This is a genomic window from Bacillus sp. FSL K6-0069, from assembly GCF_038007785.1.
GTDB classification, from domain to species: domain Bacteria; phylum Bacillota; class Bacilli; order Bacillales; family Bacillaceae_G; genus Bacillus_A; species Bacillus_A mobilis.
Genome location: NZ_JBBOXN010000001.1, coordinates 3,550,608 through 3,566,642, shown reverse-complemented (window position 1 = coordinate 3,566,642; position 16,035 = coordinate 3,550,608). Strand labels below are relative to the sequence as shown.

General features: G+C 34.9%; 16 protein-coding genes and 1 pseudogene. 15 read left to right on the top strand and 2 right to left on the bottom strand.

The genetic code is table 11. From position 1 onward, the window contains the following. Positions 1 to 128: 128 nt before the first annotated feature. The 6 genes from MHB74_RS18235 (at position 129) to MHB74_RS18210 (ending at position 5,872) form a co-directional block, all read left to right on the top strand. Positions 129 to 887: an exodeoxyribonuclease III gene (locus MHB74_RS18235; RefSeq protein ID WP_061678143.1), complete on the top strand. Its 759-nt coding sequence runs from the start codon at positions 129 to 131 to the stop codon at positions 885 to 887. Between the two features lie 298 nt (positions 888 to 1,185). Beyond that, complete coding sequence (locus tag MHB74_RS18230) at positions 1,186 to 2,151, top strand: iron-hydroxamate ABC transporter substrate-binding protein (protein WP_061678142.1); 966 nt, start codon at positions 1,186 to 1,188, stop codon at positions 2,149 to 2,151. Between the two features lie 27 nt (positions 2,152 to 2,178). After that, positions 2,179 to 3,186, top strand: a complete 1,008-nt coding sequence (locus MHB74_RS18225; protein ID WP_061678141.1) for a FecCD family ABC transporter permease — start codon at positions 2,179 to 2,181, stop codon at positions 3,184 to 3,186. Beyond that, positions 3,179 to 4,201, top strand: coding sequence for a FecCD family ABC transporter permease (locus MHB74_RS18220; protein WP_061678140.1), 1,023 nt, complete (start codon positions 3,179 to 3,181; stop codon positions 4,199 to 4,201). The genes MHB74_RS18225 and MHB74_RS18220 overlap by 8 nt, the downstream gene beginning before the upstream one ends. A 14-nt stretch (positions 4,202 to 4,215) precedes the next feature. Beyond that, positions 4,216 to 5,037, top strand: coding sequence for an ABC transporter ATP-binding protein (locus MHB74_RS18215; RefSeq protein WP_002014663.1), 822 nt, complete (start codon positions 4,216 to 4,218; stop codon positions 5,035 to 5,037). Positions 5,038 to 5,053: 16 nt separating this feature from the next. Further along, entirely contained in the window at positions 5,054 to 5,872 is an 819-nt protein-coding gene (locus MHB74_RS18210; RefSeq protein WP_061678139.1) for an alpha/beta hydrolase, read from the top strand. A 38-nt stretch (positions 5,873 to 5,910) separates the two neighbouring features. On the opposite strand, the gene MHB74_RS18205 is transcribed toward MHB74_RS18210, so the two are convergent. Beyond that, a complete protein-coding gene (locus tag MHB74_RS18205; RefSeq protein ID WP_061678138.1) occupies positions 5,911 to 6,600 on the bottom strand; it encodes a class I SAM-dependent methyltransferase in 690 nt (229 codons plus the stop codon). Between the two features lie 90 nt (positions 6,601 to 6,690). Here MHB74_RS18205 and MHB74_RS18200 point away from each other — a divergent pair, with 90 nt between their 5' ends. The 5 genes and pseudogenes from MHB74_RS18200 to MHB74_RS18180 all read left to right on the top strand — a co-directional run bounded on the left by MHB74_RS18200 (position 6,691) and on the right by MHB74_RS18180 (position 10,383). After that, positions 6,691 to 7,755: a helix-turn-helix transcriptional regulator gene (locus MHB74_RS18200; protein ID WP_061678137.1), complete on the top strand. Its 1,065-nt coding sequence runs from the start codon at positions 6,691 to 6,693 to the stop codon at positions 7,753 to 7,755. Between the two features lie 187 nt (positions 7,756 to 7,942). After that, positions 7,943 to 8,317, top strand: coding sequence for an ArsR/SmtB family transcription factor (locus tag MHB74_RS18195; protein WP_061678136.1), 375 nt, complete (start codon positions 7,943 to 7,945; stop codon positions 8,315 to 8,317). 66 nt (positions 8,318 to 8,383) lie between these two features. Then, positions 8,384 to 9,091, top strand: a pseudogene (gene gpmA / locus MHB74_RS18190) (2,3-diphosphoglycerate-dependent phosphoglycerate mutase). A 55-nt stretch (positions 9,092 to 9,146) separates the two neighbouring features. Next, positions 9,147 to 9,389, top strand: a complete 243-nt coding sequence (locus tag MHB74_RS18185) for a ferredoxin (protein WP_061678135.1) — start codon at positions 9,147 to 9,149, stop codon at positions 9,387 to 9,389. Between the two features lie 46 nt (positions 9,390 to 9,435). Then, positions 9,436 to 10,383 carry a cation diffusion facilitator family transporter gene (locus MHB74_RS18180; RefSeq protein ID WP_061678134.1) on the top strand — a complete coding sequence of 316 codons (948 nt, stop codon included), beginning with the start codon at positions 9,436 to 9,438 and terminating at the stop codon, positions 10,381 to 10,383. A gap of 69 nt (positions 10,384 to 10,452) precedes the next feature. On the opposite strand, the gene MHB74_RS18175 is transcribed toward MHB74_RS18180, so the two are convergent. Next, a protein-coding gene (locus MHB74_RS18175) for an IS3 family transposase (RefSeq protein WP_340844345.1) occupies positions 10,453 to 11,609 on the bottom strand; the annotation gives its coding sequence in 2 pieces (ribosomal slippage) (positions 10,453 to 11,357 and positions 11,357 to 11,609; 1,158 coding nt in all). Positions 11,610 to 11,927: 318 nt separating this feature from the next. Between MHB74_RS18175 and MHB74_RS18170 the strand changes: the two genes are divergently transcribed. The 4 genes from MHB74_RS18170 to MHB74_RS18155 all read left to right on the top strand — a co-directional run bounded on the left by MHB74_RS18170 (position 11,928) and on the right by MHB74_RS18155 (position 15,675). Further along, a complete protein-coding gene (locus tag MHB74_RS18170) occupies positions 11,928 to 12,155 on the top strand; it encodes a hypothetical protein (RefSeq protein ID WP_000849103.1) in 228 nt (75 codons plus the stop codon). A 291-nt stretch (positions 12,156 to 12,446) separates the two neighbouring features. Next, positions 12,447 to 12,749, top strand: coding sequence for a metal-sensing transcriptional repressor (locus tag MHB74_RS18165; RefSeq protein ID WP_000349636.1), 303 nt, complete (start codon positions 12,447 to 12,449; stop codon positions 12,747 to 12,749). A 203-nt stretch (positions 12,750 to 12,952) separates the two neighbouring features. Further along, a complete protein-coding gene (gene copZ / locus MHB74_RS18160) occupies positions 12,953 to 13,159 on the top strand; it encodes a copper chaperone CopZ (protein WP_000436980.1) in 207 nt (68 codons plus the stop codon). Between the two features lie 95 nt (positions 13,160 to 13,254). Further along, positions 13,255 to 15,675, top strand: a complete 2,421-nt coding sequence (locus MHB74_RS18155; protein ID WP_061680496.1) for a heavy metal translocating P-type ATPase — start codon at positions 13,255 to 13,257, stop codon at positions 15,673 to 15,675. The last annotated feature ends 360 nt before the right edge of the window (positions 15,676 to 16,035 follow it).

The following is a 16,035-nucleotide window of genomic DNA, read 5'->3' as shown; positions in this document are numbered from 1 at the left end:
ACCTGAATAAAGTGCGTATGTATGTATTCACAAATGTAAGAGCAAGATTACAAAGATGAAGATATGATTGTTTTTCTATTTTGTGATAGCATGAAATTTGAAAGTGAACATCAAGAGGAGGACTATAGGTGAAGTTAATTTCGTGGAATGTAAATGGTTTGCGAGCAGTTATCGCAAAAGGTGGATTTTTAGAATATCTTGAGGAATCAAATGCTGATATATTATGTTTACAAGAGATTAAACTACAAGATGGGCAAATTGATTTAAATCCAGAGGGATATTATACATACTGGAATTATGCTGTGAAAAAAGGCTATTCAGGAACGGCTATTTTCACGAAAAAAGAACCGCTTTCTGTTACATACGGTTTAGGCATCGAAGAGCATGATCAAGAAGGCCGAGTTATTACTGTAGAATTCGAAGGTTTTTATATGATAACGTTATATACACCAAATTCAAAACGTGGATTAGAACGATTAGATTACAGAATGAAATGGGAGGATGATTTCCGGGCGTATATTAAACGGTTAGATGAGAAGAAACCAGTTGTTTTTTGCGGTGATTTAAATGTTGCTCATAAAGAAATCGATTTAAAAAATCCAAAAAGTAATCGTAAAAATCCTGGATTCTCTGATGAGGAACGAGAGAAATTCACACGTATTTTAGAAGAAGGATTTATTGATACATATCGTTATCTGTATCCTGATCAGGAAGGCGCATACTCATGGTGGTCGTATCGTATGGGGGCGAGAGCAAAAAATATTGGATGGCGTTTAGATTATTTTGTTGTTTCTGAAAGAATGAAAGACAAAATAACAGAGGCGAAAATTAATAGTGAAGTAATGGGATCAGACCATTGCCCAGTTGAATTACACATAAATTTCTAAAAAAAGAAGTATCTCCCTGACATTAGGCGGATACTTCTTTTTTATTCAGTTTGTTAAAATTTTTCAAATCTTTCTTGAAATAATTGCATATTAAATATATACTTAGTAACGATAATCATTATCAATGAAAAAGGTTATCAATGGATGAGGTGTAAAAGAATTATAGTTTAGGGGAAGTGAACGGGAATGAGTTCTGGATAGAATTATTAATCTAATGAAATGTATATGTAAGACAAGTTTCATATAGTTAAATTTTATTAAGAATATAGTTTGAAAATTCGAGAGGAGATATATAAAGATGAACAAGAAGTTATTTACATTAGGGATGGTTACAGTATTAAGTGTAGGATTAGCAGCATGTAATAGCGCTGATAAAACTTCTGGGGAGCAAAAGCAACAGACAAAAGCTACGGAAACGAAAAAAGACGAAAAAAGAAAAATTACATATTTAGGTAAAGAATATACAGTGCCGGCAAAAGTCGATAAAATTGCGACAGCTAGTTTAGAGTCAATGGAAGATGCAGCGGTACTTGGTATTAAGCCAGTCGGTGCAATTACAGTTGGTGGTAAACTACCGAAGTATCTTGAAAAAGATTTAGAAGGTGCAAAATCTGTTGGTGAGAAGATGGAACCCAATTTTGAAACATTACTACAATTAAAACCAGATGTTATTACATCAAGTACGAAATTTCCAGCAGAAACAGCTGAGAAGTTCACGAAAGTAGCTCCGACATTCCCAGTATCGCACGTTTCAACAAATTGGGAAGATAATTTAAAGTTAATGGGAGAATTAACTGGTAAAAAAGATAAAGCAGAAAAGATTATTAAAGATTACAATACGGATGCTGAAAAAGCAAAAGCAAAATTAGGAGATAAGTTAAAAGACAAAAAAGTACTTGTCATTAGACTAAGAGCAAACGACTTATTCCTATACCCAGAAGGAGTATACTTTAATCCTGTAATTTATAAAGATCTTGGACTAACTGCTCCAGAACAACTTAAAACGGTAAAAGCACAAGAAAAGATTTCTTTAGAAAAATTAGCTGAAGTTAATCCTGATTATATCTTCTTACAATACGAGGCTAGTGAAAATAATAAACCGAAAGTGTTAGAAGACATTGAAAAGAATCCAATTTGGCAAAGTATGAATGCGGCGAAAGAAAAGAAAGTATTTGTAAACGTTGTAGATCCAATGGCACAAGGTGGTACAGCTTGGAGTAAAACAGCATTCTTAAAAGAAGCAGTGAAAAATTTATCTAAATAATACAATAAGTAAGGTGCGTTGAATGATATGCAGAAAACGAATACGGTACCAGTAACCATTTTATGTATAGCACCCATATTGATTTTATTTACGGTTATACTTTCTATTTTATATGGTGCGAAAAACATTGATGCTGAAACAGTGTGGAATGCATTATTTCATTTTGATTCAAGCGATGTAAATCATAATATTATTATTACTTCACGTTTACCAAGGGTAGTTGCAGCTCTTTTAGTCGGAGCATTTCTAGCCATATCAGGAGCACTTATGCAGGGGATGACAAGAAACTATCTTGCATCCCCTTCTATTATGGGTGTGACGGATGGTGCAGCTTTTGTTATTACACTTTGTATGATTTTTCTTCCGGGAATGTCATCAATCGGTATGGTTTTATGTTCAATGATTGGTTCTGCATTAGGAGCAGGTATCGTGTTTGGTTTCGGGTCGCTCCTTCAAAATGGTTTATCGCCTGTTAGGTTAGCAATTATCGGAACAGTTATTGGAACATTTTTAAGTAGTGTATCTGCTGCGATGGCTTCGTATTTCCAAATTTCTCAAAATGTTAGTTTTTGGTTTAATGCAAAGTTAGATCAAGTGGACCCTAATGTAATTATAATCACGATACCTTTTGGGATAATTGGGATAGCTTTAGCATTAGTAATATCAAAATCTATTACAATTCTTTCTTTAGGAGAAGAGGTATCTATTAATCTAGGACAACGTACAAAACTAGTTAAAGGGATGGCGATTTTATCCGTTATTCTTTTAACAGGAACAGCAGTTGCATTAGTCGGGAAAGTAGGTTTTGTAGGTTTAATTATTCCGCACATTACTCGCTTTATAATTGGGGTAGATTATAAGTGGATTTTGCCATGTGCAGGTGTTATTGGCGGAGTGTTCTTAGCATTGTGTGACGTTTTGAGTAGATTTGTAAACTATCCATTTGAAACACCAATTGGCGTCGTTACTTCCTTAATTGGAATTCCGTTCTTCCTTTATTTAATCCGTACAAGAGGGGGAGAGAGACATGCCTAAAAGTTCAAGTCAACGTTTCGGAATGACAATGGGGATTATTATATTTTTAATTTTTGGTGCTATTTATATTAGTTTAACGAACGGTACGTTTGATATTACGATTACGGATGTATTTAAAACACTTTTTAGAATTGATCCAGTACCAGAACATGATCTAGTTATCTTTGATTTTCGTCTTCCACGCATCGTAATTGCTGGGTTAGTAGGATTAGGACTTGGCGTTGCAGGTGCTGTTATTCAAGGGATTACGAGAAATGGATTGGCAGACCCAGGTATTTTAGGAGTGAATGCTGGAGCCGGAACAGCCATCGTTATTTTTATGTTTTTCTTTCAAGGGCAATTAAAGAGCACAGACTGGATGTCTATTATGATGATGCCAATGTTTGGTTTAGTCGGCGGATTAGGGGCAGCTATCATCATTTATCTGTTTTCGTGGAAAAACGGTAAGCTAGATTCGCAACGTCTTTTATTAACAGGGATTGCAATTGGATCAGGATTTGGAGCATTTTCTATGTACTTATCACTCAAAATGAAGTCAACTGATTTCGAGATGGCTGCAGTTTGGGTGTCTGGAAGCATATATAGCGCAAACTGGAAGTATATTGTTGCTATGTTGCCGTGGCTTATCATATTAATTCCGCTTATACAAAAGAAAGCTTATTTATTAGATTTATTTCAATTGGAAGAAACGAGTATTACAAGTTTAGGTGTTTCAGTTGAAAGAGAGAAATCTATTTTACTACTAAGTAGTATCGGACTTGTGAGCGCATGTGTTGCTGTTTCAGGAAGTATTGGCTTCATTGGACTAATGGCACCGCATATAGCGAAAAGGCTAGTTGGTATTCAGCATAAATATATCATTCCTACGTGCGGAGTAATCGGAATGTTCCTTGTAATTGCTTCAGACTTTATTGCAAAAACAGTGTTCACACCTGTAGAGTTACCAGTTGGAATCGTTATTTCTATTGTCGGTGTACCGTATTTCTTATATTTACTTTATAAGGCGAAAGCGTAAGAGGAGGAATAAAAGTGAGTATTTTAAGTGCAAAAAATTTAGAAACGAGTTATGAAAAGCTTACAGTGTTTCGCGATTTAAATGTGGAAATACAAGAAGGAAAAGTAACGACAATTATAGGGCCAAACGGGTGCGGTAAATCGACATTGTTAAAAACAATGGGAAGAATTTTAAAGCAAAAGAGCGGTAAAGTATATTTGCAAGGACAGGATTTAAATACAATTCCAACGAAAGAAATTGCGAAGCAGTTAGCGTTACTTCCGCAAACTCCAATTGCGCCAGGAGAGCTTAAAGTAGAAGAGTTAATTTCTTATGGACGCTATCCACATCGAAATAACGTAAATAAGTTAACTTCAAAAGATAAAGAAATGATTGATTGGGCATTAGAAATAACGAAAACTTCTGAATTTCGAACGAGACAAATTGCAAATTTATCAGGTGGTCAAAGGCAAAAGGTATGGCTAGCGATGGCTTTAGCACAAGAGACAGAAGTGTTACTACTAGATGAACCAACGACATATCTTGATATGTCTCATCAATTAGATGTATTACAAATTGTGGAGAAATTAAATAAAGAACATAATTGTACGGTCGTAATGGTACTACATGATATTAACCATGCAGCAAGGTTTTCAGATGAAATTATTGCAATGAAGGAAGGGGAAATCGTTACAACTGGTAGCCCAGAAGAAATTATTACAAATGAAGTGTTAAAAGAAGTATTTCATATTGATGCGCGTGTCATGATTGATCCGTATAACGGGTCTCCTGTTTGTTTTGGATACGATAGCGTTGTATCTCAAGAAGAGAAAGTAGAAATATATGTAACGAGTTAAGGAGGGGGGAAATAAGATGAATACTACTATTGAAAAACAGCAGATTATAACATTTAATACAGAGCAGTGGAAAATGTATTCAAAACTAGAAGGTAAGGAATATCAAATTCTTATTTCAAAGCCGAAGCAGCCAGCACCAGAGTCAGGATATCCTGTTATATACGTATTAGATGGCAATGCCTTTTTTCAAACATTTCATGAAGCGGTTAAAATACAATCAGTTAGAGCAGAAAAAACAGGTGTTTCACCAGCCATTATAGTAGGTATTGGTTATCGTATTGAAGGGGCATTTTCAGGTGAAGAAAGATGCTATGATTTTACGCCTAGCGTAATTTCAAAAGATGCGCCTTTAAAACCAGATGGCAAACCGTGGCCTAAAACAGGAGGAGCGCATAACTTCTTTACTTTTATAGAAGAAGAACTGAAGCCTCAAATCGAAAATGATTTTGAGATTGATAAAGGAAAACAAACATTATTTGGGCATTCGCTAGGTGGTTTATTTGCTTTACATATACTATTTACAAACATAAATGCCTTTCAAAATTATTTTATTAGTAGTCCATCTATTTGGTGGAATAACCAATCTGTGCTTGAAAAAGAAGAGAATCTTATAAGTGAATTAAATAGTGCCAATTTAGAAACGGGGGTGTTCCTTACAGTTGGATCACTAGAACGAGAGCATATGGTTGTAGGGGCAAACGAATTGTCAGAGCGCCTTCTCCAAGTAAAACACGATCAGTTTAGATTTACGTTTTATGAAGCTGAAGGGGAGAATCATGCATCAGTTGTGCCGACTTCTTTAAGTAAAGGGTTAAGGTTTATTAGTCACGTATAGAAGAGGGGAAAAGGTAAGCAATTGCTTACCTTTTTTCATTATTGTTTAAAGGCAACGTATCCATCAATTAAAAAGCTACTGAAAAAGCGAGTGATGTGAGTAAAGCCACATTCCTCCATAATAGTTAGTAGATTTGTTTCGGAAATAGGAAATATTTCTGTTTCAAAAGAATTTTCAAATCGGTCCCAATCTTTTAATGGAATTTGATTTTGCATCATATGGTTGCGCCAAGCATTTAATTGTGCAGAAAACATACTTGTATGGGGTATACCATTTATTGAAGAGAGAAAGAGTGGAGCACCTGGCTTTAAGCGACTACTAATTTCATTAAGTAACTCTTTTTTCTCCTTCATAGTTGGGATGAAATGAAGAACAAGCATACAAGTAGCAGCATCAAATAATGGATTGGTTAATAATGAATGAACAGTTCCATGTACAAAGTGAATTTGATTTTGCAAGTCTTCGTTTTCAATTCTTTTTTTAGCTAACTGTAGCATGCTTTTAGATGGATCAACACCTGTAAAAGATAAGTTGCTATTTTGTTTACCTATTGAGAGAATTTCTTGTCCACCACCAGCACCTATAACTAGTAAATTTGGATTCATGTTTTCTTTAGGGAGTGTCGTAAATAAAAAATGGTTCACCATTTCATAAAGGGTAAAATATCCAGGGATTTTCAACGGAATTGTTCGTTCATATGTATGTACAGTACGATCATTCCAGCTCATTTTTTAGCCTCCTCTTTACAATAAGTTTCACTTTATTATGAAATGAAATGGTTAGAGGAAACAATCCCATAAATCTGGGGGGAAATCAAGATGCTTTATGAACAGGCAACGAAAGAAATAACAGTGTTGATGAAAAGTGAGAGATCAATTAGACAAGTTCAAAAAGAGTTTTTAAATATTTTAAAAAAGGTAATTCCTTTTGATGCTTCCTGTTTTACCGCTATAGACCCGCGCACATTTTTATCAACCGGGGCATATACAGATCGAAGAATTGAACAACTGCATTCGCAGTTATTTATGAATGAATTTTTAGAGGATGATTACAACAAATTTAAAGACTTAGCACGAAATCCTCCTCATGTTGGTGCGATGTGTATTATCACAAATGATAACCCAATAAAAAGTACTAGGTATCGAAACATTTTAAAACCAGCTGGTTTTATAGATGAAGTAAGAGTGGTTTGTATGAGTAAAGGAAAATGTTTTGGACATTTAAGTTTGTTTCGAGATAAGACAAAAGTATCTTTTCAGCATGATGAATGTAAGTATTTATCGAAGGTTGGTTTATTGGCAGGAGATACTTTAAGAACATCCTTTATAATCAGGTCAGAAGAACAAGTAAAAGTAGTAGGAAGGGGCATGATTGTATTAAATGAAAATCTTAGACTAAATTATTGGGATGAAACAGGATACATATGGTTATCCAACTTTAGAAAATATGAACAATTGAATGAAGATGACATTCCGAGGCCGATACGGGCAGTTTGTTCGCAAGTAAAAGCGAATGAAACTAATAAAGAAGCAACAGTCTGTATAAGTTTAACGTGTGGGCAATTTTTGGTTATTCGTGCGAGCAGGCTAGAAGGTTATAGTAGTTGTCATACAGGATATAGGGTTTTGTTCGAAAGTGCACGGCCAGAAGAAGTTTTTCCACTTCTTGCAGATTCTTATTGTTTGTCTCAAAGAGAGAAAGAAGTGATAGTAGGAATTGTTAGAGGGATGTCAACGAAAGAAGTGGCAAAAGAATTGTGTATTTCTACGTATACAGTTCAGGATCATTTCAAGTCAATTTTTGAAAAGGTCGGAGTATGCAGTAGAAACGAACTTATATGGGAGCTCTTTACAAAGTTTTGTTTTTCTCAGGACGAATACTAAAAGAAAAACGGTTTGATTTATTCGGTATTAACAATCGGAAAGCTCATAAGATGGATAGCTGTGGGTTAATAATCAGTGGGATTTTTAGTATAAACGAGAAACATTCAAATAAACATTTGAATGTTTCTCGTTTATACTGTATACTACATACATAATCAAATATGTATTTGAATAAGAGGTGTTACATATGAAGGAAGAGCATTGCGAACTTTGTTATCATGATGAGAAGAAAGTAAAACATGCAAGTGACATGCTTGAGAAAGAAAATATAAGTAGTGTAGCGAAAATGTTTAAGGCGCTTGCAGATGAAACACGTTTGAAAATTGCTTATGCGTTGTATACGGAAAAAGAGCTTTGCGTGCGTGATGTCGCAAGTATTATTCATAGTAGTATTGCAACAGCTTCACATCACTTAAGACTATTACAAACGATAGGATTGGCGAAAAAGCGTAAAGAGGGGAAACTTGTTTTTTATTCATTAGATGACTCCCACGTAAATGGATTAATTGAATTAGCGTTTAGTCACAGTAGTGAAATGAAGCATAAAGATCTTGATATGTAATTATGCATTTTCATAAAGATACTTCTTTATGAAAATGCAACTTTAAAAAGAGAGGAGATAATAAGTATGGTAAAGCTAGTTTTAATACGACACGGACAAAGTGAATGGAATGTTGAAAATAGGTTTACAGGTTGGACGGATGTTGATTTATCTAGTAAAGGTTTGGAAGAAGCAAGAGAAGCCGGAGTAATGCTGAAAGCTAATGGTTTCTCATTTGATATCGCATATACATCTGTTTTGAGAAGAGCGATGCGTACTTTATGGATTACTCTCGAAGAAATGGATTTGATGTGGATACCTGTTCATAAAACATGGAAATTAAATGAGCGACATTACGGTGCGCTTCAAGGATTAAATAAGGAAGAAACAGCGAGAAAATATGGGGATGAACAAGTAACCTTATGGAGACGTTCAACAAATGTACGTCCACCAGCACTTACAAAAGATGACGAAAGATATGAAGCAGCACATCCGAAATATAGAGATGTAAAAGAGTATGAGTTTCCTCTTACAGAAGATCTAGAAGATACAGAAAAACGAGTTGTTTCATATTGGAATGAAGAGATAGCTCCTAATATAAAAGCTGGTAAATAAGTAATTATAGCAGCCCATGGCAATACAATACGTGCTTTAGTAAAACATTTAGATCAAATTTCAGATGAAGATATAGAAAATCTAAACATTCCAACAGGAACACCATTGGTTTATGAATTGGATAAAGATTTAAAACCGACAGGCCATTATTATTTAAATAGGGAAATTTGTATACAATAAACACTTTTATATACCCTACCTATGTATTGTATGTTTGTAACGGAGGTGAGTTAAATTGCTACATTATACGGTTGTAAATAAAAAGAATTGTGAGGCATGTGGACTATGTACTTCTATAGCACCTGATATATATCAATTAGACGGAAGAGGAAAATCATTTGGTGTATTAGATAACAACCAAGGAATAATAGGTATTCCCAAAACTTTCTTGCAGGCAATGTTGGCGGCAAGTGACGGCTGTCCAACAAGTTCGATTCAGATAAGAAAAGAGTCATTTGTAAATAAAGTGAAAATTTAATAGTGGAATTATGAAAGACAAAACAAAATTAAAAGGAGGCATTTATATGGGACATCATCACGGTCACCAACATCATGGGCATGCTCACGGGCATTCCCATGGACATCATCATTTTGAGGAGAGTAGGAAAGGAAATAGAAAAGGATTAATTACAGCTTTAGTCATTACAGCAACTATTATGTTCCTTGAATTTTTCGGAGGACTAGTTACAAATAGTTTAGCTTTATTATCAGATTCAGGACATATGCTAAGTGATACAAGTTCATTATTATTAAGTTTAATTGCTATTGGATTAGCAGCTAGAACAGTTACTTCTACAAAAACGTATGGATATTATCGTTTTGAAATTTTAGCGGCACTAATTAATGGTATTACGTTATTTGTTGTAGCAGGGCTTATCGTATGGGAAGCAATTGATCGTTTTTTTGAACCGCCAACTGTAGCAAGTGGTCCAATGATGTTAATCGCATCAATTGGTTTACTAGCAAATTTAATTAGTGCATGGGCACTTATGAGACAAGGTGACGTGAAAAATAATGTGAATTTACGCAGCGCGTATTTACATGTTCTTGGGGATGCTTTAGGATCAGTGGGCGCATTAGTAGCTGGTGTACTTATGTCATTATTTTCATGGTATATAGCAGATCCAATTATTTCAGTAGTTGTAGCTTTATTAATTTTAAAGAGTGCATGGGGAGTAACAAAACATTCTATTCATATACTTATGGAGGGGACACCGGTTGCAATTGAACTAGAGAAAGTGAAGCAAGCGATTAAAGGAGTAGAAGGTGTCCGTGATCTACATGATCTTCATATTTGGACAATTACATCAGGATTAGATGCATTAAGTGTCCATGTAATGATTGATAAAAAGCAAGATGATCAAGAAGTACTTCAAAATATTATCGATATGTTAAAGCAAGAGTTCCATATTGAACATGCTACCATTCAAATTGAAACACTTAACATTAAACATAATGAAATGATTGTCTAGTCAAATGCAAACAAAAGGCTATGGGGAAATTTGAAGTGAACCCCGAAAACGGGACACCAATCAAAACACCTAAACCACTTGTTCCCTAAATTCTTTAGGGGATAGGTGGTTTAATTTTTCTTGAATTCGCACACAATTGTAGTAATGAATGTATTCTAGCACAATCTTTCGCACAGTTGTGTTGGATACTTTTGTTATCTCTTGTGAATAGAAAGCTTCACTTTTCAAATGACCAAAGAAGCTTTCCATGACGGCATTATCATGGCAATTTCCTCTCCGGGACATGCTGGTGATAATGCCGTTTTCTTTGGCATACGCTTGAAATTCTTTTGCTGTATAAATACTTCCTTGATCCGAGTGAAGAAGGACATCTTTTACTCTTCGCCCTCTCATTGCTTGTTTCAATGTCTTCATCGCTAATGTCAGTGTTTGTGATTCGCTGATGACACAACTAATAATTTCACGATTAAAGGCATCCATGATCGTTGATAAATACAAGGTACGCTCTCCAAATAAGAGATACGTCACATCTGTAAACCACTTTTCATTTGGTCTGGATGCATCGAATTCACGCTCCAATCGATGAGGGGCTACCATTGGTTCCGTACCATTGATATATTTCTTTTTCTTTCGACGTACTTTTGAAAGAATGTGATTTTGTCTCATGATTCGTAATACTTTTTTATGATTCACACACAGTCCCATTTTTTGAAGAGTAGCGGTCACTCTTCGATATCCATACCGAAATTTATGCCTAAAACAGACGTCCTTTACTTTCTCTTCTATATCATCTTTCCGATCTTCCGTTCGTTGTAACCAGCGATAAAATGTGGAACGGGGTAATTCTAATACGTTACACAATTCTTTTATCGTTATTTTTGTTTTTACATTTTTCCATAAAGTAACTACAGTTTCTGGTTTCAGCCCCTTTCGATTTCCAGATACTTTCCCCATACAAGTAATTTTGTTTTTAGATGCTTATTTTCTAGACGTAGTTGTTCTAATTCACTGAGCTCTTTTGGTCCTTTTCCATAAGAATATTGTTTTCCTACAGGTTGTTGAAAACGATACGTTTGATCTGTACGATACCATTTCATCCATGTCTTAATTTGGGAAACATTTTTAATTCCGAGTTTCTCCATAATTGTACGATTTGAATAACCATCATTCTTCATTTCAATTACTTTCCACTTTGTTTCTTCTGGGTAATGAACTCTTGTCGTCATACGAAAAAACACCTCCATTGAATTTGCATACTTAGTATGCGAATTCAGGAGGTGTTTTTTTCATGTACCACTATTCGGGTTCACTTCAATTCTCCATAGCCTTTTGTTTGTTCAAGTAGAATTGTCCTTTTTGAAAGTTTTGTTTCAACTTTTCGTCTAAAGAGACAAAAAGTTGTCACAATTCGGTCACAATTAGCATAAACATAAAATAGACGAAATGAACTTATTTCCAAAAAGCTTGATTCATTCCATTCATGATTAATAGAGCTGAAAAAGCATGGATTAAAAGTTCACTATATTCTCAAGGAGGTAGATCGTATGAAAACTATTCTTGCTATCGCTGGGCTTATTTGGGTTTTATCACATGGCATTCCAATTTATGAAGGAGAACAAATTCGCAGTGCTCTAAATAAAAATTTTAATGAATATCATATCATTGATCGGCAAGATAATGTTGTGACAGTTCGTGTAAATGACTGTTTTCATACGGTAACCGTTGAAGGAACTTCAGTAGTGAATGATACAAAAGTATGTGATCAGCAATAATTATATATAGGAAGAAAGAATTCTCAATTTATACGTGTATAAATTGAGAATTTTGTATTTTTGGATGAATAATAAGCGGGGATTGTGCATCCCCGCTTATTATTGTTTTTTGAAAAAAGGAAAGGGTATTATGAAAATTGAGACTGAGAAGCTAATGAATTGTTAAGAATAAGCATAGAGCGGAAATATACTCATATGGGGTATCATACATAGATAATTAGTGCTATAATTGGTATACTCGTAAAAGCAATTGTTTTGTTGGATGAAGAGAAACTTTAAGAAGGTGATAATATGGATCATAAAGAGCATGAAGCGGTAACACATAGATCAGAAAAAGAAAAAGAACAAATTATAAATAGATTAAAGAGAATTGAAGGACAGGTCCGCGGTATTCAAAATATGATTGAAAATGATCGTTATTGCGTGGATATTTTAGTGCAAATTTCAGCGATTAATGCAGCGATGAAAAAAGTAGGTATGGGTGTATTAAAAAACCATACAAGTCATTGTGTTTCAGGTGCTATTAAAGATGGAAATGGTGACGAAGCAATTGAAGAGTTAATGACTGTATTTGAACGTTTTTCAAAAGCGTAAAAACAAGCTAGTGTGTCACTGGCTTGTTTTTTTTTTTACCTTTATATAGGATTTCGGGGGATTGATGTGAAAAAGTGTGTGTAAAATAAACTTTTAGAAAATAATTGAAAAATCATGATACAAAACCATTGATTACCTTAGGGGGGTATGGTAAGATGTAATTGTGATTAACAAACAATGAAGAAACAAGAGGAGGATTTTAAATGGAACAGTTAACATTACAAGTTGAAGGTATGTCTTGTGGACATTGTGTAAATTCAATTGAAAGCAGCGTGAAAGAACTAAACGGTGTTGAGCAAGTGAAAGTTCAATTAGCAGAAGGTACTGTTGAAGTTACTATCGACTCATCAGTTGTAACGTTAAAAGATATCGTTGCTGTAATTGAAGATCAAGGGTACGATGTTCAATAATTATTTTTAGATATGGAAATAAATCGTACTTTATAGGAAGTACGATTTATTTTGTTAAAAATTATACCTTATGAGGGTATATAGAGGTGAGAGACATGAATGAACAAAAAGAGGCCAATCTTCAAATATCAGGAATGACATGTGCGGCATGTGCAAATAGAATTGAAAAAGGTCTAAAAAAAGTAGAAGGTGTTCATGATGCAAATGTAAATTTTGCACTTGAAAAAACAAAAATAATGTATGATCCCCAAAAAACAAATCCGCAACAGTTTAAGCAAAAAGTTGAATCGTTAGGGTATGGAATTGTCAGTGATAAAGCTGAGTTTACTGTTTCAGGGATGACATGCGCAGCATGTGCCAATAGAGTGGAAAAGCGTTTAAATAAATTAGAAGGTGTGAACGGAGCGACAGTAAATTTCGCTTTGGAATCGGCTACAGTAGATTTTAATCCTGATGAAATTAATGTAAATGAAATGAAGAGTGCAATTACGAAATTAGGATATAAATTGGAAGTGAAATCAGATGAACAGGATGGGTCAACTGATCATCGCTTACAAGAAATTGAGCGACAAAAGAAGAAATTTATCATTTCGTTTATTTTATCATTCCCGTTATTGTGGGCAATGGTAAGTCATTTCTCATTTACATCATTTATTTATTTACCTGATATGCTTATGAACCCTTGGGTGCAGCTAGCTCTTGCAACTCCAGTTCAGTTTATCATTGGTGGGCAGTTTTATGTTGGGGCTTATAAAGCGTTGCGAAATAAAAGCGCCAATATGGATGTTCTCGTGGCACTTGGAACGTCTGCGGCGTATTTTTACAGTGTGTATTTAAGTATTAGGTCGATTGGTTCTTCGGAACATATGACAGACTTGTATTTTGAAACGAGCGCAGTACTTATTACATTAATTATTTTAGGTAAATTATTTGAGGCGAAAGCAAAAGGACGTTCGTCAGAAGCAATTAAAAAATTAATGGGATTACAGGCGAAAACCGCTACTGTTGTACGAGATGGAACAGAAATAAAAATTTTAATCGAAGAAGTGATAGCTGGTGATATCGTTTATGTGAAACCAGGGGAAAAGATCCCGGTAGATGGGGAAATTGTAGAAGGAAAGTCAGCAATAGATGAATCGATGTTGACAGGCGAAAGTATTCCAGTTGATAAAACAATTGGGGATGGAGTAATCGGTTCTACAATAAATAAAAATGGCTTTTTAAAAGTGAAAGCAACTAAGGTAGGAAGAGATACTGCATTAGCTCAAATTATTAAAGTAGTAGAAGAGGCTCAAGGTTCAAAAGCTCCTATTCAAAGGGTAGCAGATCAAATTTCAGGTATTTTCGTACCGGTTGTAGTTGTGATTGCTATTATCACATTTGCAGTGTGGATGCTATTTGTTACACCTGGTGATTTTGGTGGAGCACTTGAGAAAATGATAGCCGTACTTGTTATCGCTTGTCCGTGTGCATTAGGTCTTGCAACGCCTACGTCTATTATGGCGGGATCAGGAAGATCGGCTGAGTATGGCATTTTATTTAAGGGCGGGGAGCATTTAGAAGCAACGCACCGATTAGATACAGTTATTCTAGATAAAACAGGTACTGTGACAAACGGGAAGCCGGTGTTAACAGATGTAATTGTAGCAGATGGATTCCGCGAAGAAGAAATACTACGTTTAGTAGGTGCGGCAGAAAAAAATTCTGAACACCCACTTGCAGAAGCAATTGTAGAAGGAATTAAAGAAAAGAAAATTGATATCCCAAGTTCAGAAACGTTTGAAGCAATTCCAGGATTCGGTATCGAATCAGTTGTAGAAGGGAAACAATTATTAATTGGTACACGTCGATTAATGAAGAAATTCGATATTGATATTGAAGAAGTTTCTAAATCGATGGAAGCGCTAGAACGAGAAGGAAAAACAGCGATGCTTATTGCGATCAATAAAGAATATGCTGGTATAGTTGCCGTTGCAGATACTGTAAAAGATACTTCAAAAGCAGCTATCGCAAGACTCAAGAAAATGGGTCTAGACGTTGTTATGATTACAGGAGATAATACACAAACTGCTCAGGCAATTGCTAAGCAAGTTGGAATTGATCATGTAATTGCAGAGGTATTACCAGAAGGAAAAGCAGAAGAAGTGAAAAAACTGCAAGCGCAAGGTAAGAAAGTAGCGATGGTTGGAGATGGAATAAATGATGCTCCTGCTCTTGCTACGGCAGATATCGGTATGGCAATTGGAACAGGAACGGATGTAGCGATGGAAGCGGCAGACATTACGTTAATCCGTGGTGATTTAAATAGTATTGCTGATGCAATCTTTATGAGCAAGATGACGATAAGAAATATTAAGCAAAATTTATTCTGGGCACTAGCTTATAATGGGTTAGGAATCCCGATTGCAGCGTTCGGTTTCTTAGCACCTTGGGTTGCTGGAGCTGCGATGGCATTTAGTTCAGTATCCGTTGTATTAAATGCATTACGACTACAAAGAGTGAAATTAAAAAAATAAAAATCTATAGAGTAATTGCATATGCTTTTAAACAAAAAACAATACTTTGAAATAAGTATTGTTTTTTGTTTATATAGAAAGAAAAAAGATATAATAAAGCAGAAATATTGAATACTAGATGGTAGAAAAGTTAAATGATAGTTTAGTAAGGAGGTAATAACAGTAAATAAGAATCTATAAAAACTATCAAAATTTACAATTACAGGTTTTATATTTTACAGAATTCAACATATAATATTTTCAGGTGATGAAAAAGGGGGTACTGGTTTATTTCTTATAACCTCTTGCATACTACTGACTTGGATGAATGGTCGTATGCAAGGACAGATCGTTCCTAACAGGAACCTGCCGTCATTCTTT